Source organism: Streptomyces sp. NPDC088762 (genome assembly GCF_044750905.1).
In the GTDB taxonomy this organism is placed as follows: Bacteria; Actinomycetota; Actinomycetes; order Streptomycetales; family Streptomycetaceae; genus Streptomyces.
The window spans coordinates 463880-487645 of sequence record NZ_JBIVKT010000003.1; the positions used below are offsets into that span (position 1 = coordinate 463880).

Consider the following 23766-nt stretch of genomic DNA (forward strand, 5'->3'; position numbering starts at 1 on the left):
GCCGCGGTGACCGGCCACGAGCTGCTGCGCAGCGCCCCACCGCGCCGCCGTTCTCGTAGGGGCGCAGCGTCTCGATCAGCCTTCGGCGGGCCTCCCCGTGCGCCTCGGGCCCCGCTTGGCCGAGCAGATGCCTGCTCGGCGCCGCACAGCCGGGGCCGCCGGCGGCCTGCGCCGGACCTCCCAGTGGCGGCCGGCTCTCACTGCGCTTCCGGTGGCTTCCCCTCCGCCGCAGAGACCTCGACGAACTCGGCCATGCCCTTGACGTTGAGCCGGAGGATCGGAACCGCCTTGTTGCGGGGGTTGCCGTTATTCTGGAAGGAGATGAAGCCGCTGGCTCCGGCGACCTGCTGACTGCCGTCCATCTGGTGGAACATGCGGGCCACGGCGTCGCCGACGACCTGGCCCTGCCAGCGGGCGGCCATCTGGATGCCGTGGGCCGCGGTGAGGACGGCGTCGTGGCCCATCAGGGCCCCGCCGTCGTCGCGCGGGTCGTGCGGGAACCACTGGTCGAGCAGCCCGCCCTGCTGGAAGTTCCGCGCCGACGGAGCGGACACCGCCTGCGGCGAGGTGCGGTACATGTCCGGGTGCGAGAGACCGGTGTAGAGGACCTCGACGCCCGTTTCGGCGGCGTGGGCCAGCTGTTCGGCAGTCAGGTTGGTGGTGTCGTCCCCGGCGAAGACGGTGAACTTCTGTTCCGTGCAGCTCCTGTTGGACAGGGCGTCGAGGAAGTGGGTGAGGTGCCGGCCCCGGCCGGCGAAGTAGACGAGTTGCGGGCGCTGCAGACACAACTGTCCGGGCATGTACCGGAGTTCGTTCTGCCAGGCGCTGCTGACGGAGGAGTCGTAGGTCATGCGTTCCGCGACCAGCTTGTGCTTCTCGCCCTCCTGGAAGGCCTCGGTGAAGGCCGTGCCGAGGGTGGAGGCGTAGAGGTTCCCCTTGGCCACGTCCTGGATGACGACGGCGGTGCCGACGCCCCGCCGTTTGAGGTAGCCGGCGGCCGCGTACGCCTCGTCGACGTTGGTGGGCGCCACCCGCACGAAGCCGTTGATGCCCTGGATGTTGGTGGCGGTCATGGTGGCGCCGACCATGGCGATGCCGTGGTCGGAGAGGCGCCGTATGGCCGCGAGGTTCTCGTCCGTACTGGGGCCGAGGCCGGCGACCGCCACCAGCCGGTCCGGGGAGTCCTTGCGGACGATCAACTCGTCGACGGTGTGCTGCCAGTGCGCCGACCGGCTGCCCGCGTTGGCGATCAGCAGCCGGATCTTCGGCGTGGCGGACAGGTCACCGCGGTTGTGCCGGTACTGGGCCAGGTACGCGCCCTGGAGCTCGTGCCGGATGCCCTCGGCCGAGTTGCTGTCCTCGGCGGTCACGGTGAAGGAGGTCAGGTACGCGACGCTGACGTAGGGCTCCTTGTCCGCGTTGTCCAGGACGCGTTCGTTCTCCTCGAGGATCTTCTTCGTGACCGCGTCGAGGTGCGGGGCGAAGGAGTAGGCACCGTCGGTGACCCCGACGCACTCGTCGTGGGGGCCCTGTTCGACCACGCCGTCGGCGCACCTGGACTGGCGGTCCTGGATCCAGCCGACGCCCAGCCAGGCGGCGGCCGCCAGCACGACGGCAGCGGCCGTCGCGAGGGCGATGCGTCGCACGACGTGCAGCGGCCATTCGACTCTGACCACGGGCTCAGCCCTCCCCTCCGACGGTCTGGGGATCACGCCAGTGGCGGTACCGCTCCGCCTCGTTGAACAGAGCCACGATGTCGTTCCTCCGCAGTTGTGACAGCTGGGTGAAGCCGTCGGCGATCATGTCGTTGAGCCGCATGGCGGGGTCGGCGAGCGGATCGCTCCACACCCAGCGGGTGGTCACCAGCGTGTGGATCACGGCCTCGACGTCCATCACCCCGTCGGGTCTGCGCGGGCCGAGCCCGGCGAGGAGTTCCAGCGGGCCGCGGTCCGTCGGCAGGCGGTTGGGGGCGGCGGTGATCGCGTCGAACTCGGCGATCCACTGCATGGCCGGGACGGCGCCGAAGCGCCACGTCAGATGGGCGGTGACCTCGTCGGTCCGGCCGAGGGCGAGCAGGTGGTACATCTCCTGCACCTGCTTCCCCTCGCCCCGGTAGTACTCGGCGAGGAGTTCGTGCGCGGCGTCCCACGCGTCGGGGCGCCGGCCCAGCCGCCACAGCAGCAGCCGGCGCAGCCACGGGTGGAGTACGGGGACCACGGTGTGCGGCCCGGACAGCAGCCAGCGGGAGCGGATCTCGCCGAACAGCGCGTCGCCGGGGCTGAGGAGGCGGGTGCCGACGGAGAAGTCCCTGGCGGCGGCGCATTCGGCGAGGGCGGTGCGCTCGGTCTCGTCGAAGTCGCGCAGGAGGTGGCCGAGGGCGGTGTCGGCGAGGGTGGCGGTGTGCTCGCCGCTGCGCAGGGGCCGGTCGGGGAGGGTGCGCAGCCAGCGGTCCTGCTGGGGGCCCGAGTCCGGGGGCGGCCCCGACTGGCGCAGTACGTCGAGCACTTGGTGCACGGCTCGCGGCAGTCCCCCGGTCAGCCGGTGCACGAAGGGGGTGAGGCGGGTCAGCGGGGCGAGGTCGCTGTGACCGCCGAGCTGGAGCTCTATGCGGATGCGCACCTCGTCGAGGTTGAGGTCGCGCAGCCGTAACGGATACCACCAGGTGTCCTCGCTGTCGCGGGTCGGCCGGTGGGTGTTCCAATCGGCGAGGGAGGCCCGGTCGGGGCCGCGCAGCTGCCAGGGCCAGGAGTCCCCGGTGGCGGGGCCCCAGCGGGGCAGCCAGCGGTTGGCGCTGGCGACGATGGTGAGGGGGTCGCTGTCGAGGCCGGCCACGACCGTGTTGTCGTGCCGGACGCGCACGAGGAGGTCGAGGAAGCGGCGGCCGTACTCGGTGTGGGAGTTGTCGAGGAGCAGCAGGTAGGAGCGGGGCATGAAGCTGCGGGCCGTATTGCGTCTGAGGTCTTCCAGGAACGCCGAGAAGAGGACGAGGTCGAGCCGCTCCTGCTCGACCTCGTCGCCCTCGTGCCGCCACAGGTTGAGCTCGACGAGGGCTTCCATGGGATCGCCGCTGCGGATCATGGGGTGCCGTCCGTACCACTGGGCCCCGGCGGTGAGCCGGCTGCCGAACCTGCCTCCGAGCAGGTTCGGCATGGTGCGGCGGCCGCGGCGCAGGGCGTCCTGGAAGAGGGCGAGGGCGGCGGTGGAGGCGCCTTCGGGCATGCCCACCGCGCCCATGCCGACTTCGAAGAAGGCGGCCAGGTAGTCGCCGTGCCGGGCCTCGTTCTCCTCCTGGAACCGGTCGAGCTGCCGCTGCACGGCGCGCCGGCCTTCGGCGAGGCTGCGCATGCGCAGTTCCTGGTCGGAGGCGAGGAGGCCGAGGCTGAGCAGCGGGAAGTGGGAGCGGCCGTAGCGGGGCAGTTTGCGTTCGAGCTGGCGCGCGAGGAGGCCGAGGGCGTAGCGGGGCAGGAGGGACTGGGCTCCGGCGAAGTTGACGAAGGCGAAGGGGTAGTCGGGCCCGAAGTGCTCCATGAGCGCGCTGTGCGCCTCGCTGGCACCGCTGCCGGGCGGGCCGAGCAGCATGGTGAGCGGCCGCTCGGCGGCGGGAGACTCTTTGAGGGACGCGTCGACGAGTGACAGGATGCCGCTGCGTCCGCGCAGGCCCATGCCTGTACCCGGCTCCATCACGTTTCCCCCCACAGGATGCCGTAAACGAGGACACGAGACTGCCATCCGCAGGCGGTGGCGGCTAGGGCGTTTGCGGCGGATCATCTGATCGTGATCCGGTCGATCGCCGGGGCGAAACGTGGGAACGGTCGTCTGCCCGGCTCGATGGAGCGCGGGTAGGGTGCTCGGATGATCGACATACGTCACGCCGAACCGGCCGACGGGGACGTGCTCGGTGAGATCCACGCGGCGGCCTGGGAAGTGGCCTACGCGCCGTTCTTTGAACCGGAGTTCGCCGCGGCAGCCGTCCGGGACAGGCGCACGCGGTGGCACGCGCGGCTGGCCGGCGGCGAGGAGACGATCCTCCTCGCCGTGCTCGACGGCCGCCCCGTGGCGCTGTCCTTCTCCGGCCCGTCGGCGGCCCGGCGGGGCTTCGCCGAGATCCACGGCTTCTACGCGCACCCGGACAGCTGGGGCGGCGGAGCCGCCGCGGTGCTGATGAGCCGGACGCTGCGGCACCTGCGCGCCGACGGATTCGCCGGGGTCCACCTCTGGACATTGCGCGACACGCCCCAGTCGCGCCGCTTCTACACCAAGTCCGGTTTCACCGAGTCCGGAACCGCGCGGGCCTTCGACTTCGGCGACGGCACCCCGCTCGAACAGGTCGAGTACGAGCGTTCCGTGTAGGGGGCCGGCGCTACGGGGGCGGACCGTGCGCGGCCGGGCCGGTCAGGCGGTCGGGGCGGCGGGGACGGCGGCCGCGCACTCCGGATGACCCCAGCGGGTGCCGTTCTTGGTGATCAGGTCGCCGGCCGCGTACGGCTTGCCGCACGGGCAGGTTCCCGGGAACTTCGCCTTGATGGGCCTGGCGCCCCTGCCGGCCGGCGTGGCCTCGGAGGTCTTGCGGCGGGTGGCGCCGGCCTTCTGCCGCGAGGGCGCGCTGCGGGCGGGAGCCGGTCGCGGAAACTCCGTGTCGCCGAGCGCGGTGCCGGCGGCCTGCTGGGTGAGGGCGGCCTCGCTGGCGGCCTGGTCGGCGATCGCGTTCAGGTGGTCCCCGTCCTCGCGGTGCGCCGGAACGTACTGGAACATCACATCGCGCTCGGTCAGCAGCAGGTCGATCCGCTCGACGAGCTCCCGGTTGGCGACGGGCTGGCCCGAGGCCGTCTTCCAGCCGTTGCGCTTCCAGCCGGGGAGCCACTGCGTGACGGCCTTCATCGCGTACTGGGAGTCCATCCGCACCTCGACCGAGGTGCCCGGGTCGACCGCCTCCAGGAGCCGCTGGAGGGCGGTCAGCTCTCCGACGTTGTTCGTGGCGCGCCCCAGCGGGCCGGCCTCCCAGCGCTCGGGGCGCCCCTCGCCGTCGGCGATGACCCAGGCCCACGCGGCCGGGCCCGGATTCCCCTTGGCCGCTCCGTCACAGGCGGCGATGATGCGATCAGACATCCTCCGATCATGCCGCACGCCGTCGCCTGCCGGTACTCGGCCCCGGGGCCGGCCAGGGGGCCGGCCGGGGGCTGTGACGCGGCGCTACGTGCTCTTACCTGTCGTTACGGGCATCGCGTCGGGCGCTACGGGCATGGTCATGCGTCGGCCAGGAGCTCGGGCCCGTTGTTGCGGACGTTGTTGACGGCGGTGGACACGGGGCGGACGTCCAGGCGACCTCCCGCGGGGGCCTTGAGCAGGGCGCGCAGTGCGTCCGGGTCCCGGTGGGAGGGGTCGAGCCAGGCCTCGTAGTCGGCGGGGGCCAGGGCCAGGGGCATGCGTGGGTGGATGCGTCCGGCCGCGTCGGTGGCCTCGGTGGTGATGATCGTGCAGCTCGCCCACCACGCCGCCGGATCGTCGTCCGCCGTGACCGCCGGGTCGCGCCAGAACTCGTACAGCCCGGCCATCGCCATGACCGAGCCGTCCTCGGGGCGGATGAAGTAGGGCTGCTTGTACGCCTTCGCGGTACCGGTGGCGGGGACGGACTGCCATTCGTAGAAGCCGTCGGCGGGCAGCAGGCACCGGCGGGTGGCGAACGCGCGCCGGAAGGCGGGCTTCTCGTGCACCGTCTCCACCCGCGCGTTGATCATCTTGGCGCCGCCGGACGGGTTCTTCGACCAGGAGGGCACCAGCCCCCAGCGCAGCGGCCTCAGCCGCCGTTCCAGCAGCCCGCTCTCGCGGTCCGCGCGCTCCAGGACCGCCCAGACCGCGTCCGTCGGGGCCACGTTCCAGCTCGGGGGCAGCGCGTCGGCCGGCTCCGGGGGCACTGCCTGGAACAGGCCGGACAGGTCCTCCGGGCTGCGGGTGGATGCGTAACGACCACACATACGGCCAGACTGCCACGTCGCTCCGGCCGGCGAGCGCGCGCCGGGGCGCGTCGCAGGGGGTTCCTCCGCTCGCGCCGTCTGCCGGGGCGGCGTGCGTGAGCCCTCGATCCCGGCCGGGGCCGCTACGCGGACGCCGAGGCGCATCCGCCCCTAGCGGTGGCGGCGGGCCGCCCGGATCCGGGGCGCGCCGTCAGTCGACGTCGAGGTGGTAGGCGCCGGCCCGCGCGTCGGCGAAGAGCGTGAACTGCACCTCGGACGTGCCCGGGTCGCCGTTGCCGTCCATCTCCACCGGCTCCGCGTCCACGAGGACGTACTCGCCGTATCCCTCGAAGTCCCCGGGCCCGTCCGCGACTCCGATGTGGATCGGGGTCTCGTCGGGAAGGTCCGCGAGGGCTTCGCGCAGGCGCGCCGCGGTCCATACCTGCGGTGCGTGATCGAACATCTCAGCCATGCGCCGAGGTTAGAACCACGGGCCATCGGAAACCCGGCACGGCGCGCCGGAGACACGCGGCCACGGCGGGCGCGGCGCCGGGGGCTTGGACGGTGGCGCCCCCGCGCGAGATGATCACCTCATGAGTGACATCGTCCCCATGTCCGGTGAAAGGATCGCGGCCGTGCCCGTACGGGAGTGCCGGGAGTGCCGGGAGCGTCCCGCCGGCCGCAGGCCTCGGGACCCGGCCTGATATCCGTGGCGGAGCACGCGCCGGAGCTCGACGTCGCCGCGACCACGGCGGAACTCCTCCGGCTGGACGCCACGGCAGGCGCGCGCCATGCGGCTCCCGGGGCGCTACGGGCGGTGCGCGCCGCCCGGCGACTGCTCAGGGCGCCGTTGGGGGCGGCCGATCGCGAGGCGCTCGCGGAGCTCTTCGAGGTGGCCGCCTGGATCCTCTTCGACGCCGAGCGGCACGGTCCGTCGTTCGCGCTCAACCACCAGGCGTTGGCCCTGGCCCGCGGGCTGCCGCCGGAGCGGCGGTCCATCGAGTGGCTCGTCCTCTCCGTGCTGTGCATGCAGCAGGCGCACCTCGGGCGGCCCGGGGATGCGCTGCGCATCTCCTCGTCCGTCCTCGCCGGAAGGCGGCTCCCGGAGCGGGTGGCCGCGATCTTCCACGTACGGGAGGCGCGGGCCCATGCCCTGCTCCGGCGCAGGAGGGCGGCCGTGCGGTCGGTGAGCGCCGCCAGGGAACTCCTCGGCGACGGGCCCGCCACGGCTCGTGATCCGTCCTGGACCTGGTGGTTCGACCGGTCGGAGCTGATCGGCCACCAGGGGCTGGCGCTGGCCGACCTGGGGGACCTGGAGGCGGCGGTGTCCTGCCTGCGCGAGGCGGCGGGAGCGGACGACGCACCCGCCTACCGCTCCCTCTTCTCCGCCGAGTTGGCGTCCGCCCTCGCCCGGCTCGGCGCTTGGCGGGAGACCGACGCCTGGCTGGCGACCCTCGTCGAGTCCGTCCCGGACATGGGGTCCGCCCGCGCCCTGAACTCCCTCGTGTGCGCCACGCGCATCATCGGCCGCGGCCGCGGCGTCCCTCGCGGCCTGCGCGACACGAACGGCCACCTCACCGAGACCCTCCGGAAGGAGATCCCGACCCGCACCATGCGCCGCCCGTCATGAACGCGGCGGCGTTCAGGGCGAATTCACCCCTGGTGGAGTACTGCTCTAGAGCGCTACTCTGGCGCCATGGTGGGTTCCGACACGTACCAGCGCATCCTGAACTCGGCCCTCGGCTGCTTCCTCGAGAACGGAGTGCAACGCACCACGGTGGAGCAGGTCCGCAAGCGCGCGGGGGTCAGCAACGGCAGCTTCTTCCACCACTTCCGCACCAAACAGGATCTCGCCGAAGCGGTCTATCTCCGCGGCCTGGAGGAGCACCAGGCCGCTCTCCTGGCCGTGCTGACGCCCCAGGTCTCTCTTCAGGCCGGCGTGGAGGGAGCGGTGCGCCGCCACCTCGCCTGGGTGGAGGCCCAACCGGAGTTGGCCGCCTTTCTCATGGCACCGCCCGACTGGATCACGCCTCGTGATGTGCCGAGGATCGCGGCTTGCAGCAGGGAGTTCTTCCAGGCCGTCGCGCAATGGCTGAGGGAACGCGGCTGGGACGGCACGCCCGATCTGGGTGTCGTGGTCGCCGTGTGGATCGGACCGGTCCAGGAGTACACCCGCAGTCGGCTGACGAGCGGAGCCGGACTCTCGCACACCGCGGCGGCACCATTGGCCCGAGCTGCGTGGAGCGCCTTGCGGTCACTGCTGTCGACGACCATCTCGGAGGACACACGATGAACGAGACCTTCACTCGCTACCGGCGCGTACTCGCAGGTGTCACCGACGTCGTCGAGCGGATGCCGGCCGACCAGTGGAACAGCCCCTCCCCTTGCCCGGGATGGACGGGCTTCCACGTCCTGGGGCACATCATCGACGGCCAGCGGCAGGTCGCCGCCCTGCTGTCGGGCCAGGGGCCGCGCGAGCCACTGCGGGATCCGGCCGAGGCGGTCGTCGGGCCGCCGGTCACTGCCTGGAGTGGCGCTCTCCGGTCCATGCTCGAAGTGCTGGGCGCCACCGATCCCAACAGCCGCGTTGCGTCGCCCCACGGTGAAGTGACGACCGAGTGGGTGCTGTCCACCGCCGTCATCGAGCCGCTCGTCCACGCCTGGGACCTCGCGCAGGCGGGGGGCTTCGAAGCCTCCCTTGACGGCGAGGCCGTCGAGGCGTGCCTGAAAGCCGTTGCTCCCATGGCGGAGCAGTTCGCGGCCACCGGAATGTACGCGCCCGCTCTGCCGGCTTCGGCACAGGCGGAGCCTTGGCAGCGGCTTCTGGCGCTCCTTGGGCGCGGTACCGCCTGACGTTCGGGGTGGGCCGCCCGCATCAGCCGGGGAGGTACGGCCGGTCGAGGTGGTCGAGCAGCTGGTGAAAGGGGCGGCGGAGGACGACTGCTTGGGGGTGTCTTACGGTCGTAGTCGGCCAGGCAGTGCCGGGCGGCCGAGAGGGCGGGGCGGGGGGCTTCCCCGGAGAGGGTGTGGTCGATGGCGCGCCCGGTGAGCGCGGGTGCGGCCAGTTCGGGGAGTCGGCCGCGGGTGCGGGCGGCTCCGGCGCGAGGTCTCCCGGCCGGTGAGCGCGGCGACTTCCCCGGCCAGGGTCACCAGGGGTGCGGTGGGTCCGGCGGCGGTTGCTATGTGCCGGGTCTGGAGGCGTACGGCGTCCCGGTGCCGGCGGCGCAGGGGGTTGAAGCGCATGGCGCGTTCGGATTCGCGGGCGCGCGGCGTTCGCGCATACCGCTTCGACATGGGCGTTCACCAGGGTGAGGTTGTCGCGGGCGACGGCCGGGCCGGCGACCAGGGCCGCCGCGGTGCCGGTGAGGGCGCGGGCAGGCGCGCACGGCAGTCGTCGGCGATGCCCGCCAGGACCCGGTGCGGGTCGGGCGGCCACAGCAGCGGGGCGAGGAGGATCGTCACCGCCGCTCCGGCCGCGGTCTCCCACACCCGGTGCCATGCGTAGGCGTCGGGCGAGGGGCTGGCTAAGACCATCAGCGACGACGCCGCCACCTGGATGTTCAGCCGCGCGAGGTCCCGGACCCGGCCGCCTCGGGTGGCCGGGGCGCCGGCGTGGTCGGTCATCCGCGCCTTTCGGTCGGGCGCGTCCGCGCGATCGTACGCCGTTGCTTCCCCGGCCCCAGCGTGCAGCGGCCGGGCGGCCGGGCGCCGCCATTACACCGAAAGCGGCATGTCCCACCCCCGGCGGCCGCGCGACGCAGCTCAGCCGGGCCGGTGGCGGGGAGCCCTGGCAAAGGCCAGTGGATCTGACTAGTGGGGTTCGTGCTGCTGAGCCCAGGTCTCGCGCGTGACCGCGTACTCCACATCGCCGTGCTCGGCCCCCTCGACAGGCTCAGGCCACTCCTCGAAGAACGTGCGGACCAACGACAAGCCGGCCTTCTCCATGACCCGCCTCGAGGCAGTGTTGACCGTCATCGTCGTGGCTACGATCCGGTCCACTCCCAGCTCGGTGAACGCGTGGTGCACCAGCGCCCGCGCGCCTTCCGTGGCATAGCCCCGGCCCCAGACGGACGGCAGCATCCGGTAGCCCAGCTCCGTTCCGCCGCTCAGGCCGACACTCGTCGCGGGCCGCAGCGAGAGCCACCCCAAGAACGCCCCGGACGACTTCTCCGCCGCGACGAAGCAGCCCTGACCGCTCGGGAGCTCGTCGTACTCGCGCAGGATGCTCGGGAGCTGCTGCTGCTCGACCACGTGCCTGGGCACCGGGAGGCCGTCGTCGATGTGCCGCATGACGTCTGCGTGGCCGTGCAAGGAGGCCAGCGCATCGATGTCCCCCGCGGAGAAGCGCCGCAGCTTCATCCGCTCCGTTTCCACATGGATGTCCACGGCAGCGATTCGAGCAGACCGCTCCGGCACGCATCAACTGCATTCCCGCCGCCGACTCGACAGAACAGCCTGATCAGGGCGATCCACACACGACCCGCAGGCCAACCATCGCGCTCAGGGGCCAACCCGCTCGGCTACGGCGTCATCGGTGCGCGGACCTCTCTGCGGATGATCGCGGTCTTGGCCGCGAAGGCATCGAGGTCGAATTCGGCAGCGGGCTTATTGAAGTCCACGGTCTGGGTGACGTCGACCACGGCCGATCCGTCCGCCCAGGAGCAGTCCGGACCCCAGGTTGTTCCGAACTGGTCGGTCTCCCGAACGATCCGGCACGAGACAGGCTCCGAGGAACCCTGGGGGGTGATCGTACGGGGACCGATGATCACGGTGGACTGGGTGGGGACACTGTGTCGTCGGTCGAGGAACTTCAGAAGCTCGGCGCGGGCCGTGACCGGGCTGAGCACGGTCCCGTACACCCCGGTCACCGCCAGCACCGGACCCGAAGTGTCCGACTTTCGGTCGGCGGGCTGATAGGCGGCGAACGCGGAGACGCCGTTCTCGATCTGCCCGGACAGCATCGACGCGATGCCCTGATCGGGCTCGGCATGATCCGACTCCGTGAACGTTCCCCCGAGCACCGCCTTGGGCATCTTCAAGCGGTAGGGCCCGGGTGGAACGGTGGCTTGTCCCAGTCCGTTCGCCAAGGGGCTCTCTCCACCGCCGCCACAGCCGGCCAGGGCCACCATGGCCATCGCAACCGCCACCGACCTGATATGCCGCTTCACGTCTCTCCCCCACTACAGAAAGGCCAAAGTGATCACTTTGCCATGAGGTGACACGTCGAAGAGGTCGTGAGCCGAAGCGGTGCACCACAGAAATGGTCGGTCCGGTGCCGGGTATCAGGTGCTGAGGTCGAACACGCCCCATGCGGTGAACGGCTCGGTCTGGACGTAGATCCTGCTTCCCCGGCCGACGACCCGCCGGCGGCCGGGGGCCGTGCCGTCGGGCAGGGTGAGCACGCCGACGTTCGTTGGCTCGACGGATGTTTCGGTGAGCTCTCCGTGGGCGAGTCGGTCCCGCTCCTCGCGGTATCCGCCGAAGAAGGCGACCTGCTCGCCGTGGACGGCCACCGCATGGGCGCCCCGTATGCGGTTCGCCCACACCGTCACGGGCCGGTCGGGGTGGTCGGGGCGTATCTCGACGAGCGGGAACTCCGTGTACGGGCACGCCCAGGCGGTGGTGCCCGACACGTTCAGGGCGTAGCAGTCGAAGAGACCGGGGATGCGGGCGCCGTCTGATGTCCAGGCGAGCCCGCCCGTGGCGCTCCAGCGGCGGATTCCCACCGGGTTCTCGTCGAAGTGCCCGATCCATATGTGGCCGGCCTCGTCCACGAGCAGGTGCTCGATGGCGTCCCCGACGGAGAAGGACGAGGTCTCGCGGCCGAGCGCGTCAAAGACCTGGACCTGGTCCGCGTCCTCGCACCGGCGGGCGCGGGACGCGGCGACGACGAACCCGCCGTCGGGCAGGCGGTCCAGGAGCGGCGGTCGGCGGCGCGCGAGCGGTGGAGAGCGGAGCGGGGTGCCTAGACGGCATGGCCCTTTCTGGTCGTCATGAGGTGATCATCGTCGACGTCCGACCCCACTGACAAACCCTTTTGGCGCAGCGCCCCGTTGATCGAAAAATGCGAAAGCAGGGGCCCCTCAGCCCTCGGCCCGGCCTACGCCGACAGGGACCCGCCTATGGCGGCATACGCGGTCGCGCGCGCACGGAGGAGGAGGCGTCGGGTCCTTGTGATCGTCATGGGAGGGGTCCTTACGGCGGAACAGTGGCTCGGAGGTCGGGCAAGATCGGGCTTCGACGCCGCGAGCGGCTCTTCCGCCGCTCCGTGCCGGGTCTCTCATGCGGCGGGGCACGACTCCATTGCGCCCCCGTCGGGAGTCCAGGTCACGGCCCGGGAAATCGGGGCTTGACAGCCGTCGATCCCGCTGACCGGCGGGCATCATGAAGGCATGAGTGACCGCGAGGATTTCCTGGCCTGGGTCAAGACCACCCTGTACGAGGCGGAGCTCGCGCTGCACAACGGCGACGCGGCTCCCCGCCGGGCGATCTGGTCGCGCAACGAACCCGTGAGCGTCCTGGGCGCCTGGCGCAACGCCACCGGCCAGGAAGAGCTCGACCGCCTCTTCGCCGCCCTCGGGAAGAGCTTCTCCGACTGCACCTCGTACGCGTTCGAACTGCTGGCCTGCGACGTCTCCGGCGACATGGCCTACACGGCCGGTCTCGAGCACACCTCCGCCTCGGTCGACGGGCGGCCGCGCAGCTACACGTTGCGGGCCACCCAGGTCTACCGCCGCGAGGACGGCGAGTGGAGGGTGGCCCATCGTCATGGCGACGCCGTCGCCGAGTGAGCCGAGTGAATCGCGGCCGAATCAGCCGGCGCCCGCCGGCCTGGTCAGACCTCCTCGTTCTGCGGCGGGAACGCGACGCAGTCGACGTCGAACCGGTCGGCCAGCACGTTGATCATGCCGGCCAGGGCGAGGACGGTCTCGGGATCGAGGTCCGTCTCGTCGGTGGAGCGCAGCCACTCCGCCCCGAGGCGTCGCTGGAGGCCGGTGACCTGGTCGGACGGGGCCAGCAGCGTGCCGCCCGCAGCGGAGAGCAAGTGTGTGGATGCATTCATGATGAAACCGCCTCCGGGCCTGTGCTCCTACCCTCTGTCGCGCCGCCCATTCACCGTGCGCGGCCCGGTTTCCCCCGCGCGCGGGCGGGGGCCCGCGGAGCGGAGCCTCGGGCTCAGGGGCCGACGGTGACGACGACCTTCGCGCGCGCGTGTTCCACTTCGAGGTACCGGATGGCCTCGGGCGCTTCGTCCAGCGGATAGGTCCGGTCGACGACCGGGGTGACCTGGCCGCCTCGGCGTACTCCCGCAGGGCCGCCAGGTTCTCCTGCTTCGGTGTCGCCGTGAGGACGAGCACCCGCTGGCTGACGAAGTACGACACCATCGGCCCCCGCAGGAGGAGGCCCAGCGGTCCGACGAGGCTGCCGTCTCCGGACGTGCCCCCGCCGGACAGGACGAGCGTCCCCGCCGGGGTCAGGGCGCGCCGGCAGTCGGTCAGGGAGCGGTTGCCCACGAGGTCGAAGACGACGTCGTACCGCTGCCCGTTCCGGGTGAAGTCCTCGCCGGTGTAGTCGACGACCCGGTCCGCGCCGAGGCCCCGGACCAGGTCCGTGTTCCTCGTACTGCACACGCCGGTCACCTCGGCGCCCATCGCCTTGGCCATCTGCACGGCGAAGGTGCCCACGCCCCCTGACGCGCCGTTGATCAGGACGCGCTGTCCCGGCCGCACGTCGGCCAGGTCGCGCAGTCCCATGAGTGCGGTGTTCCCGGCGAGCGGCACCGCGGCCGCCTGTTCGAAGGTCAGGGTGGCCGGCTTCGGCTCCAGGGCCCCGGCCGGGGCGCACACGTACTCGGCGAACGCCCCGTCCGCCTCGCCGAACACCTCGTCGCCGGGGCTGAAGCGCGTCACGTTGCCGCCCACCGCCTCCACCCGGCCCGCGAAGTCCGTGCCCCGGATCCTCGCCTTCGGCCTGCCGAGGCCGAGCACGGCCCTGCCGGGCAGCCGTACGGGCCGGGCGCACGGGGGCCGGGTCAGGGCTCCAGGTGGCTGAATCCGACCTCGAAGCGTTCGATCGAGATGATGCGCTGCCCCTCCCGCTGTGCGACTTCCTCGCGGATCCGGGCGCCCTGCTCCTCGCTGGCCAGCATGGTCTGCTCGTCTTCCCACAACGTCAGCGACTTGGCCCTCCCGGAGGCGCGGTCGACGAGGTAGTAGACACCGCGGAACCCGGGAACCCCCTGGATCTCCTTGACGACCGCCGCCGAATTCCGGCTCAGGTCTCCCCCCGGGGGAACGGGTGACCCCTGGTAGGTGCTCAGCCTCGCGAACATCGCTGCCCATCCCTTCCTGCCGCGCTACCGGTCGGGCCGCCCTCGTCGGGAGGGCGGCTCCCACCCAGCCTGCTCCGGCGGGCGGCGGGTCGCATGCCGAGCCCGCGGCGGGACAATGGTGGGGTGCCGTACGCAGCCGTGACCGCCCTGAGCCATACGGGACTGGTCCGCGAGCACAACGAGGACAGCCTCGTCGCCGGACCGTGGACCCTGTGCGGGACCGTGACGGAGAACCCCCAGACCCTGGTGTTCCGGCTCGGCAAGCCGCTGGTCGTGGCGGTGGCCGACGGTCTGGGCGGGCAGCCGGCCGGCGAGGTGGCCAGTGCGCTGGTCGTCCGCCAGCTCGCCACCGCCGGCCCCGCGCTGGAGGACCCGGAAGCCCTCGGCGAGGCTCTGGACCTGTGCAACCGGGTGGTGCACGCGGCGGCGGACGGCCGTCCGGAGCTGGCCGGGATGGGGACCACGGTCGCGGGCACCGTCCTCCTGGCGGAGTCCCTGATGACCTTCAACGTCGGCGACAGCAAGGTGTTCGAGGCGGGCCGGGACGGGCTGCGCCAGGTGAGCGTGGACGACAGCCCGCCGCCGGTGCCGCCCCTCCGCACCACCTCACTCGTCACGCAGACGCTCGGCGGCACCCGCGGGCCGAGCGCCGTACGCCCGCACGTGGCGACCTCGCCGCTGGCCGTGGGCGATCGCTACCTGGTGTGCAGCGACGGCCTGACCGACATGCTGCCCGACGACGCGATCGACGACCTGCTGCGCGTGTACGACGACGGCAGGGCCGCCTTCGAGCTGTGGAAGGCGGCCATCGCCGCGGGAGGCCCCGACAACATCACCCTCGCCCTGGTGCGCATCGGCGCATGACCCGAAGCCCGCGCCGGCGCCCGCGCCGCCGGTCGCCGCTCCCCCGACACGACACGCCGACCCGAGAGTGCGCATTGGGCCATCCGGACCAATCGCAGGAGCGCCTGCATCCCGCCACGACCACGCTGCGTTAGGCCTACGTACGGAGAGTGAGGAGACGCCCGCTCTCCGAAAGTGAGGTAGTCCATGTCGATCGGGACCGAAGCGGGCGCCGCGACCGAAGCGGCCGAGCAGCATCAGACGGAGCAGCGCAGCCTCAGTACCGCGGCCGCGCGCAATCTCGCGACCACGACCAAGTCCGAACCCCAGATGCAGGGCATCAGCTCCCGCTGGCTGCTGCGCAAGCTGCCGTGGACGCACACCCCCGGTGGTGTCTACCGCGTCAACCGCCGCCTCTCGTACGTCGTCGGCGACGGACGCGTGACCTTCGTCAAGAGCGGCTCCAAGGTCCAGGTCATCCCCGCCGAGCTCACCGAACTGCCCCTGCTGCGCGGGTTCGACGACCCGCTCGCGCTGGGGGCGCTCGCGGAGAAGTTCGTACAGAAGGAGTACGAACCCGGCCAGGTGATCGTGCACGCGGGCAAGAAGGCCGACCACGTCTTCCTCATCGCGCACGGCAAGGCCGAGAAGGTCGCGCCCGGCAAGTACGGCGACGAGAACGTCCTCGGACGGCTGGGCGACGGCGACACCTTCGGCGGCCACACCCTCGCGGCGTCGAACGGGGCCCTGTGGGACTGCACCCTCCGCGCGGCGACCGCCGTCACGGCGCTGGCCCTTCCCGAGGCGGCGTACCAGGCGGTCGCGGACCGGTACGAGCACCTGCGCTCGCACGTGGCCGACAGGGACGGCGCCTCCAACGGCTTCAAGACCAACAGGGCCGGCGAGAAGGCCATCGAACTCAGCGCGGGCCACGTCGGCGAGGCGCGCCTTCCCGGCGCCTTCGCCGACTACGAGCTCACACCGCGCGAGTACGAGCTGAGCGTCGCCCAGACCGTGCTCAGGGTCCACAGCCGGGTCGCCGACCTCTACAACGACCCGATGAACCAGACGCAGCAGCAACTGCGGCTCACCATCCAGGAACTGAGGGAGCGCCAGGAACACGAGCTCGTCAACAACCCCGAGTTCGGGCTGCTCCACAACACCGACTACGACCAGCGCATCCAGACCCACTGCGGTCCGCCGACCCCGGACGACTTCGACGACCTGATCAGCATGCGGCGCGGCACCCAGTACATCTTCGCCCACCCCAAGGCGATCGCCGCCTTCGGCAAGCAGTGCAACAAGCTCGGCCTGAACCTCGACAGCGTCGACGTCGACGGCCACCCCGTCCCCGCCTGGCGCGGGATCCCGATCCTGCCCTGCGGGAAGATCCCCGTCACCGAGCACCACACCTCATCGATCTTCGCGGTGCGTACGGGCGAGGACAACGAGGGCGTGATCGGCCTCTACCAGACCGGCCTTCCCGACGAGTACGAGCCGGGGCTGAACGTCCGCTTCATGGGCATCGACGAGCGCGCGGTCATCTCCTACCTGGTCACCGCCTACTACTCGGCCGCCGTCCTCGTCCCGGACGCGATCGGCATCCTCGAGAACGTCGAGGTCCGCCCCCGTGCCTGAGTGTCGGCCGGCACTCGGGCCCGGGCCGGCGCCGGCGGCGTGACCGCGGCCCGACCGCCCTACCCGGCGAGACCGTCGGCGATCAGGCCGGCCAGGACCGCCTCCCCCAGGGCGTGCACCGCGGACTGGGGGCGCACCATCACGGTGAACTCCTTGACGCGGCCGGTCTCGTCGAACTGGAGCTGGTCGATGCCGTGGATCTGCTTGCCGTTCACCGTGGCCCTGAAGGGCAGGATCACCGTCGGCGCCTCCGTGCCGTCGGCGCTGGTCTCGACGGTGCCTTCGAGCCGGCCCAGGTAACGGAGGTCCTCGAGGGTGCGCACCAGCACGCCGAAGAGTCCCAGCACCGCCGCCCTGCCCTCGAACGGGGTGAACTTGACCGGGCTGTAGAGGCGGATGTCCTCGGTGAACAGGTCGTCCAGTGCGGTGAGATCGCGCTTCTCCACGGCGGCGCGGAAGCGTTCGGCAGTCTCCATGACCCCTCCAGAGGCTCATACTCAACAACGTGAATAGTCATTTTCTTGAGTATGATGCAGGTCTTGACGGAGAAGGGGAAGGGGGAAGCCTCGGATGGCCTTGAGACATGCCGTACTGGCGGCGCTGCTCGACGGCGAGTACAGCGGCTACGAGTTGACGAAGACGTTCGACCTCGGCGTCGCGAACTTCTGGCACGCGCTGCCCCAGCAGCTGTACGCCGAGCTGTCCAAGCTGGAGAAGGAAGGGCTGGTCGCGGGGCGGCAGGTGGTCCAGGAGACCCGGCCCAACAAGCGGCTGTTCCAGGTCACCGACGCCGGCCGCGCGGAGCTGGAGCGCTTCGCCGCGGCCCCCTCCAAACCCTCCTCCATCCGCGATGACCTGCTCGTCAAGGTCCAGACCGCCGACCGGATCGCCGCCGCGCCGGTGATCCAGCAGCTCGAAGAGCGGGCGGCCGCGGCCGACGCCAAGATCGAACTGCTCGGCAAGATCCTGCGGAACATGCGCGGTGAGGCGGACGAGGAGGAGTTCCTGCTCCGGGGCGAAGGCATCGGCGGGTACCTGACGTGCCTGCGCGGTCTGGCCTTCGAACAGGGCCACCGGGACTGGTGCCTGCGGAGCGCGGCCATCCTGAGAGAGAGGCAGGCCAACCGTGCCGGAAGCTGACTACCTGCGCTACGTCGCCCTGGGCGACAGCCAGACGGAGGGGATGGGCGACGGGGACGACCTCGTGGGGCTGCGCGGCTTCGCCGACCGGCTCGCCGAACAGCTCGCGGCCATCAACCCGGACCTGCTGTACGCGAATCTCGCGGTCCGGGGACGGGTCACCGGCCAGGTCCGGGACGAGCAGCTGGGGCCGGCACTGGCCCTGCGGCCCGATCTGGCCACCGTGGTCGCCGGGGTCAACGACCTGCTCCGGCCCAGGTTCGACGCCGCCGAGGTGGCCGGGCAGCTGGAGGAGATGTACGCCGCCCTGACCGCGGCCGGCACCCACGTGGTGACCGCGACCTTCCCCGACGTGGGCAGCGTCGCCCCGCTGGCCCGGCCGCTGCGCTCCCGCGTATCCGATCTCAACGCCCACATCCGCGCCGCGGCCGCCCGGCACGGCGTCACCGTCGCCGAGACCGGCCGGGAGGCCGTCGCCACCGACCCGCGGCTGTGGAGCCCGGACCGGCTGCACGCGAGCCCGCTCGGCCACCAGCGGATCGCCGAGGCCCTCGCCCACGCCCTGGGGCTGCCCGGCAGCAGCGACGCCTGGACCCGGCCGCTGCCGCCGCTCCCCGCCCCCTCGGGTCTGCGGGCCGCCGGGGCCGAGCTTCGCTGGGCGGCCTCGTTCCTCGGCCCCTGGCTCGGCCGCCGGCTGCGCGGCCGGTCCTCCGGCGACGGCCGCACGGCCAAGCGCCCCCAGCTCCTGCCCCTGGCCCCCGTCGGGCCGTAAACCCGTGGGCCCGTAGGCCCGTAGGCCCGTAAACCCGTGGGCCACTCTCAGGCCGGGTCCTCGTGGACGGCACCCGTGCAGCAGCCGTCGCGCAGCATCTGGTGCAGTACGGCCCGCCAGTCGTCGGGCCGCGCGGCGCCCGGTGCGGCGGTACGGGTGAAGGCGCCTTCCAGGGCGGCGCGTTCCCGGAGGGTGCCGCCGCGGAGGGTGGCCCGCACCCGGATCAGGTCGGCGAAGTCGGCGAAGGGATCGCCGTCGACGAGGGTGAGGTCGGCGATCCGGCCCGGTTCGACCGTGCCGAGGTGGTCCGCGACGCCGAAGACGCGCGCGGGGGTGCGGGTGGCGGTGGTCAGTGCCTCGGCCGCCGTCAGACCGTGGCGGTGCAGGGCGCGCAACGAGAGGTGGAGGTGGAGGCCGACGGGGGTGAGCGGCGCGTCGGTGCCCAGCGCGATCCGGCCGCCGCCCGCGAGGACGGCCCGGTAGGTGGCGACCTCCCGTTCCAGGGCGGCGCTCTGCTCCGCGGTCGGCGGCTGGGCGGCCGCGGCCCGGACGGCCGCCACATCCCAGGGCGGCATCAGGGCGGTGACCCGGGGGTCGTCGGCGAGTGCCGGATCGGCGCCGATCAGCGGCAGGGCCGTGAAGGGGGTGGCGATGAGGTCGAAACCGCCGTGCGTGTAGACCTCCACGGTGTCCTGGTAGGTGTGCCCGCCCGGCGTCGCGCCGTGCCCGTACTCGGCGCGTTCGGTGGCCACCAGATGGGTGGTCAGGTCCTGGCCGGCCTGGATGCCGGGGGCGCACAGGTGGGAACCGGCGAGCACGCCGAGCCGTTCGTGCGCGAAGCGGGCGGCGTCTTCCATGAACGCGTAGGGGGCGCGGACGTACGTTTTGACGAAGTCCCAGTCCAGGGCGGCGGCCCGGGCCAGCGAGCGGGCGAAGCCGGCGCGGGTGCGGTGGGCCCGCCCCATGCTGTAGGCGACGCGGGAGCCGTCGAGGAGCTCTCCGCCGGCCAGCAGCCGGGGTGCGGCGAGCCGGCCGGCCCGGATGTCCTCGCGCAGCCGGGCCTGTTCGTAGGCGGAACCGCCGAGGGAGACGGCGGTGGTGATGCCGTAGGCGAGGTGCAGCGTGCCCTGCCGGGCCCCGTAGGTGTACGGGTACGGGTGGACGTGCGCGTCCCACAGGCCCGGCAGGACCGTCCCGGTGGAGGCGTCGACGATCCGGGCGGCGCGGCGGCGGCGCGGCCGGTGGGGCTCGACGGCGGTGATCCGGCCGCCGCGGACGAGGATGTCGACGTCGGCGCGGGGCGGTGAGCCGGTGGCGTCCCAGAGGAGTCCGGCGTGCACGACGATGTCGACGGGGGCGGGGCGGCGGTAGGTCAGCGTGAGCGGGACGGTGCGGGGCGCTCCGGCGGGCGTTCCGTCGGCGTAGAGGGTGAGCAGGCGCAGCCGGGCGCGGGACTGGTAGAGCAGGGTGCGCGAGTCGGCGGACCAGGAGGGGTGGTCGGCGGGCTCGTCGGTCAGGAGACGGGCCGGTCCGTCGGGTGTTCCGTCCGGGGTGACGGGGAGCAGCCAGAGGGCCGATTCGGCGACGCAGGCCAGGAAGCGGCCGTCGGGTGACCAGACGGGGCCGGAGGCGTAGCGGTCGGAGAGGGAGGCGTGCGGGGCGAGGGCGTGGAGGCGGGCGGCGCCGGTGGTGGTGTCGACGATCCGGATGAGGTTGTGGCCCTCGCGGAAGCGCCGGCTGAGGCGGCCCCGGTCGCACAGGGCGAGGTGGCGGCCGTCGGGCGACCAGCTGGGCGGGCTGGGCAGGCCGCCACCGCCGAGGGCGTCGGCCAGCGGGGTTTCCGTGCCGGTCGTGAGGTCGCGTACGAGGAGCCGTCCGGCGAGGTCGAGGGCGGCGAGGCGGGTGCCGTCCGGGGAGAGGGACCCGTAGACGCGGCCGCTCGGGGAGAGGACGCTCTCGGCGCCGCCGTCGAGTTCACGGCGGCGTACGGTGTTCAGGCCGTCGCGGTCGTCCGTGTAGACCAGGGCGCGGCCGTCGGGGGTCCACACCGGGCCCTGGACGTAGGCCGTGTCGGGTGCCTGGAGGACCTTGCGCGGCGCTCCCCCGGTGACGGGCACGGTCCACAGGGCGCCCAGCGCGGCGAAGGCCACGGTCCGGCCGTCGGGCGACAGGCTGGGCAGGTGGAGGCCGAGCACGGGGCGGCTGCGCTCGGCCTCCAGCGCGTACGCCTTGATGCGGTGGCGGGGGCGGGGCACTTCGAGGGTGGCGTCGAGGGGGATCTCGTACCCGATCGGGTCCCGGTGCGGGCGGATTACGCGGAAGCGGCCGTCGAGGGTGATCAGCAGGCGGTCGTCGTCGATCCAGCGCGGTGGAGCGGGCGCGAGGTCCCCGGGGAGGGCGACCGGGCGGCCGTCCGCGCAGAGGGTGAGCACCTCGGCCTTGCGGGCGCCGGGAGTGGCGGACAGCCAGGCGGTACGGCCGGACGGGGAGAGCGCGGGGGACCGCAGGCTGCCGTCGGGGACGGTGTGTTCGATCCGTACGGGCCCTGGCGCGTCGGCGGCCACGGAGGCGAGGATCCGGGCGGTCAGGGTCTCACCCGTGGGCGTGCCGCGGACGAACAGCACGCGGGCGCCGTCCGCCGACCAGACCGGGTCGAAGTCCTCCCACGCGCCCTCCTGGGCCGGACCGGTCTGCTCCGGCAGGCCCGTCAGGCGGCGGACGCGGCCGTCGGTGACGCCCACGGTCCAGATCCGGTACGGGCTGCCCGCCACCGGGTCGCCGCCGCGTTCGGAGCAGAAGGCGAGGGTGCGGCCGTCGGGTGACCAGGCGGGCGCACGGTGGTCGAAGGGGCCGTCGGTGAGCTTGCGCAGCCCGGTGCCGTCGGCGCGCATCACCCAGATGTGGAAGGTGCCGCCCCGGTAGGCGCTCATCGCGACGTGGTGGCCGTCCGGGGAGAACACCGGGCGGCCCGGCTCGAGGTCGGGCGGGGTGAGCGGGGTGGCGGGCGAGCCGTCCGGGGGCAGCGACCAGAGGATGTTCTGTACCTCGGCGACGACACGGCCGCCGTCGGCGGTGGCGGTGGCCGCGCCGTTGGTCGTACGGGTGAAGCGCAGCCGGACCGGGCGCCCGGGCGCGGTGGCGCCGGCCGGGGGTGGTGCGTCCGGAGGTGGTGCGGCCGACGCCGAGGGGTGGCCGAGCAGGGCCGTCAGGGCGCCGGCCGACGCCGCCTGGAGAACCGTCCTGCGTGCAATCCGCATCCCGACCACTCTCGCCTCGCGTACCGGTGACCGCCCCGACGGCCCGTCCGGTCACCAAACGATCAACGGCCCTCTCCGGCAACGGGCGGGCGGAGTCCCGTCGTTGCCGGACGGCGGTCGGACGGCTGTCGTCCGCCCGTGTCGGTTATGGTCCGAAACGGTACTGACCGAACAGAACACGGGGACGTGACAGGTGAACGAGAAGGACGTGCTGGCGCAGCGCTTCGAGGAGCACCGCCCCCATCTGCGGGCGGTGGCCTACCGGATGCTGGGATCGCTCAGCGAGGCGGAGGACGCCGTACAGGAGGCGTGGCTCAAGCTGGCCCGCTCCGACGCCGACGAGGTGCAGAACCTGGGCGGCTGGCTGACCACCGTCGTGGGCCGGGTCTGCCTGGACATGCTGCGTTCGCGCACCACGCGGCGCGAGGATCCGCTGCACGACGAGGACGGGCGGATCCGCGTCCCCGACCCGATCGTCAGCAGGGCCGACGGCCTCGACCCCGAGCAGCGGATACTCCTGGCCGACTCCGTCGGCACCGCTCTGATGGTGGTCCTGGAGACCCTCTCCCCCGCCGAGCGACTCGCGTTCGTCCTGCACGACATGTTCGCGGTGTCGTTCGACGAGATCGCCTCCGTCCTCGGTCGTACGGCGGCCACGACCCGGCAGCTCGCCAGTCGTGCCCGGCGCCGGGTGCAGGGTGCGGCGCCCGCTCCCGACGCCGATCCGGCCCGGCTGCGTACGGTCGTCGAGGCCTTCCTGTCGGCGGCGCGGGGCGGGGACTTCGACGCCCTCGTCGCCGTCCTCGACCCCGAGGTCGTGGCGCGTTCCGACGGCGGCACGCTGCTGCCGAGCGTCCTGCGGCGCGGTGCGGCCGAGGTCGCCTCCCAGGCGATCACCTTCGCCCGGTTCGCGGAGGCAGCGCGCCCGGTCCTGGTCAACGGGGTCCCCGGTGTGGTGTCTCTGTCGGCGCGGGGCGAGCTGCTCTCGGTCATGGCCTTCACCGTCCGGGACGGCAGGATCACCGCGCTCGACGTCCTCACCGACCCCGAGCGCCTCGCGCGCATCGACCTCGGCGTGCTGGACGACTGAGCCGCCGGCGGCAGCCCCGAGGGGGTCGCTCAGCGTGCGGCGGGCCGGGCCGTCGGGGCCCGCCCGTCGCCGCGGCGGAGCGTCAGGCTCAGGCGATCCCCTTGACGACGGTGTTCCCCGCCGCCGCGGCGCGCGCGTAGAAGGCGCGTACGCCTTCCAGGCTCTCGGCAAGGGAGCCGTCTTCGATCATGCTCATGACCCGGATGCTCCCGTCGGGCTGTCCGACGCGCATGCGGAAGGAGTACACGCCCGCCTCCTCGACCAGTCGGGCGCGGTCACGGACCAGCGCGGGGACGTCCAGCGTCCGCAGGAATCCGTGCACCTCGCGCACCTCGGCGGGCATCAGCAAGCGGGGGGTGTCGAAGCGCAGGCTGTCGCCGTCCTCCTCGGAGAGGGGCAGGCCGCCCATCACCGCGTCGCGGGCGGGCGCCCGGCCGCAGGGCATGGCGTGCTCCTCCCGATCGTGGTCCGCACAGCCGGTGAGGAGGACGTGCAGGCCCTCCCAGTTGCGCCGGATGTCGTCGTTCTCCTCGAGGAACTCCAGCCGCGGCCCGCCTCCGTGTGCGGGCTCTGCGATGGCGTAGGCGTCGTCGTCAGGTCCCTCGTTCCATGCCTCTCTCAGCCGGATCCGGCCCGCCCGGTCTCCCTCCGGATGGCGCAGCAGTTCCTCGACCCGCGCCGCGTCGTGTCGTGACAAGGTCATCCAGAAACCCATCGCGGCCGGCCGCCCTTCCCGGTGTGTG

The 23766-nt window shown here is 72.5% G+C and carries 25 protein-coding genes and 1 pseudogene; 11 read left to right on the forward strand and 15 right to left on the reverse strand.

Going from position 1 to position 23766, the window contains the following annotated elements; all coding sequences use genetic code 11:
* Positions 1 to 197: 197 nt before the first annotated feature.
* Complete coding sequence (locus ACIP5M_RS10615; RefSeq protein WP_401194618.1) at positions 198 to 1676, reverse strand: branched-chain amino acid ABC transporter substrate-binding protein; 1479 nt, start codon at positions 1674 to 1676, stop codon at positions 198 to 200.
* Positions 1677 to 1680: 4 nt separating this feature from the next.
* Entirely contained in the window at positions 1681 to 3681 is a 2001-nt protein-coding gene (locus ACIP5M_RS10620; RefSeq protein WP_401194622.1) for a hypothetical protein, read from the reverse strand.
* A 171-nt stretch (positions 3682 to 3852) separates the two neighbouring features.
* On the opposite strand from ACIP5M_RS10620, the gene ACIP5M_RS10625 reads away from it, so the two are divergent.
* Positions 3853 to 4350, forward strand: coding sequence for a GNAT family N-acetyltransferase (locus ACIP5M_RS10625; RefSeq protein ID WP_401194624.1), 498 nt, complete (start codon positions 3853 to 3855; stop codon positions 4348 to 4350).
* Positions 4351 to 4392: 42 nt separating this feature from the next.
* Here ACIP5M_RS10625 and ACIP5M_RS10630 read toward each other — a convergent pair whose 3' ends face one another.
* From ACIP5M_RS10630 to ACIP5M_RS10640, 3 genes are all read right to left on the reverse strand, one after another.
* A complete protein-coding gene (locus tag ACIP5M_RS10630) occupies positions 4393 to 5106 on the reverse strand; it encodes a ribonuclease H (protein ID WP_401194626.1) in 714 nt (237 codons plus the stop codon).
* 137 nt (positions 5107 to 5243) lie between these two features.
* The gene (locus ACIP5M_RS10635) at positions 5244 to 5972 is read right to left on the reverse strand and encodes an SOS response-associated peptidase (RefSeq protein WP_401194628.1); all 729 of its coding nucleotides are present in this window, start codon (positions 5970 to 5972) and stop codon (positions 5244 to 5246) included.
* A gap of 190 nt (positions 5973 to 6162) precedes the next feature.
* Positions 6163 to 6423: a DUF6225 family protein gene (locus ACIP5M_RS10640; RefSeq protein ID WP_401194631.1), complete on the reverse strand. Its 261-nt coding sequence runs from the start codon at positions 6421 to 6423 to the stop codon at positions 6163 to 6165.
* Positions 6424 to 6660: 237 nt separating this feature from the next.
* On the opposite strand from ACIP5M_RS10640, the gene ACIP5M_RS10645 reads away from it, so the two are divergent.
* The 3 genes from ACIP5M_RS10645 (at position 6661) to ACIP5M_RS10655 (ending at position 8804) form a co-directional block, all read left to right on the forward strand.
* The gene (locus ACIP5M_RS10645; protein WP_401194633.1) at positions 6661 to 7581 is read left to right on the forward strand and encodes a DNA-binding protein; all 921 of its coding nucleotides are present in this window, start codon (positions 6661 to 6663) and stop codon (positions 7579 to 7581) included.
* A gap of 66 nt (positions 7582 to 7647) precedes the next feature.
* Entirely contained in the window at positions 7648 to 8244 is a 597-nt protein-coding gene (locus tag ACIP5M_RS10650) for a TetR/AcrR family transcriptional regulator (RefSeq protein WP_401194635.1), read from the forward strand.
* Complete coding sequence (locus ACIP5M_RS10655; protein ID WP_401194638.1) at positions 8241 to 8804, forward strand: TIGR03086 family metal-binding protein; 564 nt, start codon at positions 8241 to 8243, stop codon at positions 8802 to 8804. The genes ACIP5M_RS10650 and ACIP5M_RS10655 overlap by 4 nt, the downstream gene beginning before the upstream one ends.
* A 447-nt stretch (positions 8805 to 9251) precedes the next feature.
* Here ACIP5M_RS10655 and ACIP5M_RS10660 read toward each other — a convergent pair whose 3' ends face one another.
* The 4 genes from ACIP5M_RS10660 to ACIP5M_RS10675 form a co-directional block, all read right to left on the reverse strand.
* Positions 9252 to 9575 carry a hypothetical protein gene (locus ACIP5M_RS10660; protein ID WP_401194641.1) on the reverse strand — a complete coding sequence of 108 codons (324 nt, stop codon included), beginning with the start codon at positions 9573 to 9575 and terminating at the stop codon, positions 9252 to 9254.
* Positions 9576 to 9761: 186 nt separating this feature from the next.
* Positions 9762 to 10337 carry a GNAT family N-acetyltransferase gene (locus ACIP5M_RS10665; RefSeq protein ID WP_401194644.1) on the reverse strand — a complete coding sequence of 192 codons (576 nt, stop codon included), beginning with the start codon at positions 10335 to 10337 and terminating at the stop codon, positions 9762 to 9764.
* A gap of 134 nt (positions 10338 to 10471) precedes the next feature.
* Positions 10472 to 10984, reverse strand: coding sequence for a hypothetical protein (locus ACIP5M_RS10670; RefSeq protein ID WP_401194647.1), 513 nt, complete (start codon positions 10982 to 10984; stop codon positions 10472 to 10474).
* A 249-nt stretch (positions 10985 to 11233) separates the two neighbouring features.
* Complete coding sequence (locus tag ACIP5M_RS10675; protein WP_401194649.1) at positions 11234 to 11725, reverse strand: hypothetical protein; 492 nt, start codon at positions 11723 to 11725, stop codon at positions 11234 to 11236.
* On the opposite strand from ACIP5M_RS10675, the gene ACIP5M_RS10680 reads away from it, so the two are divergent.
* Positions 11708 to 11920 carry a hypothetical protein gene (locus tag ACIP5M_RS10680; protein ID WP_401194652.1) on the forward strand — a complete coding sequence of 71 codons (213 nt, stop codon included), beginning with the start codon at positions 11708 to 11710 and terminating at the stop codon, positions 11918 to 11920. The two genes, ACIP5M_RS10675 and ACIP5M_RS10680, sit on opposite strands and share 18 nt — an antisense overlap.
* 423 nt (positions 11921 to 12343) lie before the next feature.
* On the forward strand, positions 12344 to 12742 hold the full coding sequence (locus ACIP5M_RS10685; RefSeq protein WP_401194654.1) for a nuclear transport factor 2 family protein: 399 nt from the start codon (positions 12344 to 12346) through the stop codon (positions 12740 to 12742).
* Positions 12743 to 12786: 44 nt separating this feature from the next.
* Here ACIP5M_RS10685 and ACIP5M_RS10690 read toward each other — a convergent pair whose 3' ends face one another.
* The 3 genes and pseudogenes from ACIP5M_RS10690 to ACIP5M_RS10700 all read right to left on the reverse strand — a co-directional run bounded on the left by ACIP5M_RS10690 (position 12787) and on the right by ACIP5M_RS10700 (position 14283).
* Positions 12787 to 13014 carry a DUF6213 family protein gene (locus tag ACIP5M_RS10690; protein ID WP_401194656.1) on the reverse strand — a complete coding sequence of 76 codons (228 nt, stop codon included), beginning with the start codon at positions 13012 to 13014 and terminating at the stop codon, positions 12787 to 12789.
* 113 nt (positions 13015 to 13127) lie between these two features.
* A pseudogene (locus ACIP5M_RS10695) lies at positions 13128 to 13945 on the reverse strand (NAD(P)-dependent alcohol dehydrogenase); the annotation flags it as partial.
* Positions 13946 to 13983: 38 nt separating this feature from the next.
* Positions 13984 to 14283 (reverse strand): hypothetical protein, encoded by a 300-nt coding sequence (locus ACIP5M_RS10700; RefSeq protein WP_401194658.1) that lies wholly within the window; start codon positions 14281 to 14283, stop codon positions 13984 to 13986.
* A gap of 123 nt (positions 14284 to 14406) precedes the next feature.
* Here ACIP5M_RS10700 and ACIP5M_RS10705 point away from each other — a divergent pair, with 123 nt between their 5' ends.
* Entirely contained in the window at positions 14407 to 15147 is a 741-nt protein-coding gene (locus ACIP5M_RS10705) for a PP2C family protein-serine/threonine phosphatase (RefSeq protein WP_401194660.1), read from the forward strand.
* Between the two features lie 186 nt (positions 15148 to 15333).
* Positions 15334 to 16764 carry a family 2B encapsulin nanocompartment shell protein gene (locus tag ACIP5M_RS10710; RefSeq protein WP_401194663.1) on the forward strand — a complete coding sequence of 477 codons (1431 nt, stop codon included), beginning with the start codon at positions 15334 to 15336 and terminating at the stop codon, positions 16762 to 16764.
* A gap of 59 nt (positions 16765 to 16823) precedes the next feature.
* Here ACIP5M_RS10710 and ACIP5M_RS10715 read toward each other — a convergent pair whose 3' ends face one another.
* Complete coding sequence (locus ACIP5M_RS10715) at positions 16824 to 17240, reverse strand: nuclear transport factor 2 family protein (RefSeq protein ID WP_401194665.1); 417 nt, start codon at positions 17238 to 17240, stop codon at positions 16824 to 16826.
* 94 nt (positions 17241 to 17334) lie between these two features.
* Here ACIP5M_RS10715 and ACIP5M_RS10720 point away from each other — a divergent pair, with 94 nt between their 5' ends.
* Together ACIP5M_RS10720 and ACIP5M_RS10725 are read left to right on the forward strand one after the other, a co-directional pair.
* Complete coding sequence (locus ACIP5M_RS10720; protein WP_401194668.1) at positions 17335 to 17904, forward strand: PadR family transcriptional regulator; 570 nt, start codon at positions 17335 to 17337, stop codon at positions 17902 to 17904.
* On the forward strand, positions 17891 to 18676 hold the full coding sequence (locus tag ACIP5M_RS10725; protein WP_401194670.1) for an SGNH/GDSL hydrolase family protein: 786 nt from the start codon (positions 17891 to 17893) through the stop codon (positions 18674 to 18676). The genes ACIP5M_RS10720 and ACIP5M_RS10725 overlap by 14 nt, the downstream gene beginning before the upstream one ends.
* A 47-nt stretch (positions 18677 to 18723) precedes the next feature.
* Here the strand turns inward: ACIP5M_RS10725 and ACIP5M_RS10730 are convergent, their stop codons facing one another.
* Entirely contained in the window at positions 18724 to 21933 is a 3210-nt protein-coding gene (locus ACIP5M_RS10730) for an amidohydrolase family protein (protein WP_401194673.1), read from the reverse strand.
* A 193-nt stretch (positions 21934 to 22126) separates the two neighbouring features.
* On the opposite strand from ACIP5M_RS10730, the gene ACIP5M_RS10735 reads away from it, so the two are divergent.
* Complete coding sequence (locus tag ACIP5M_RS10735; protein WP_401194675.1) at positions 22127 to 23023, forward strand: sigma-70 family RNA polymerase sigma factor; 897 nt, start codon at positions 22127 to 22129, stop codon at positions 23021 to 23023.
* Between the two features lie 88 nt (positions 23024 to 23111).
* On the opposite strand, the gene ACIP5M_RS10740 is transcribed toward ACIP5M_RS10735, so the two are convergent.
* Positions 23112 to 23726 (reverse strand): DUF1877 family protein, encoded by a 615-nt coding sequence (locus ACIP5M_RS10740; RefSeq protein ID WP_401194678.1) that lies wholly within the window; start codon positions 23724 to 23726, stop codon positions 23112 to 23114.
* Positions 23727 to 23766: the final 40 nt, after the last annotated feature.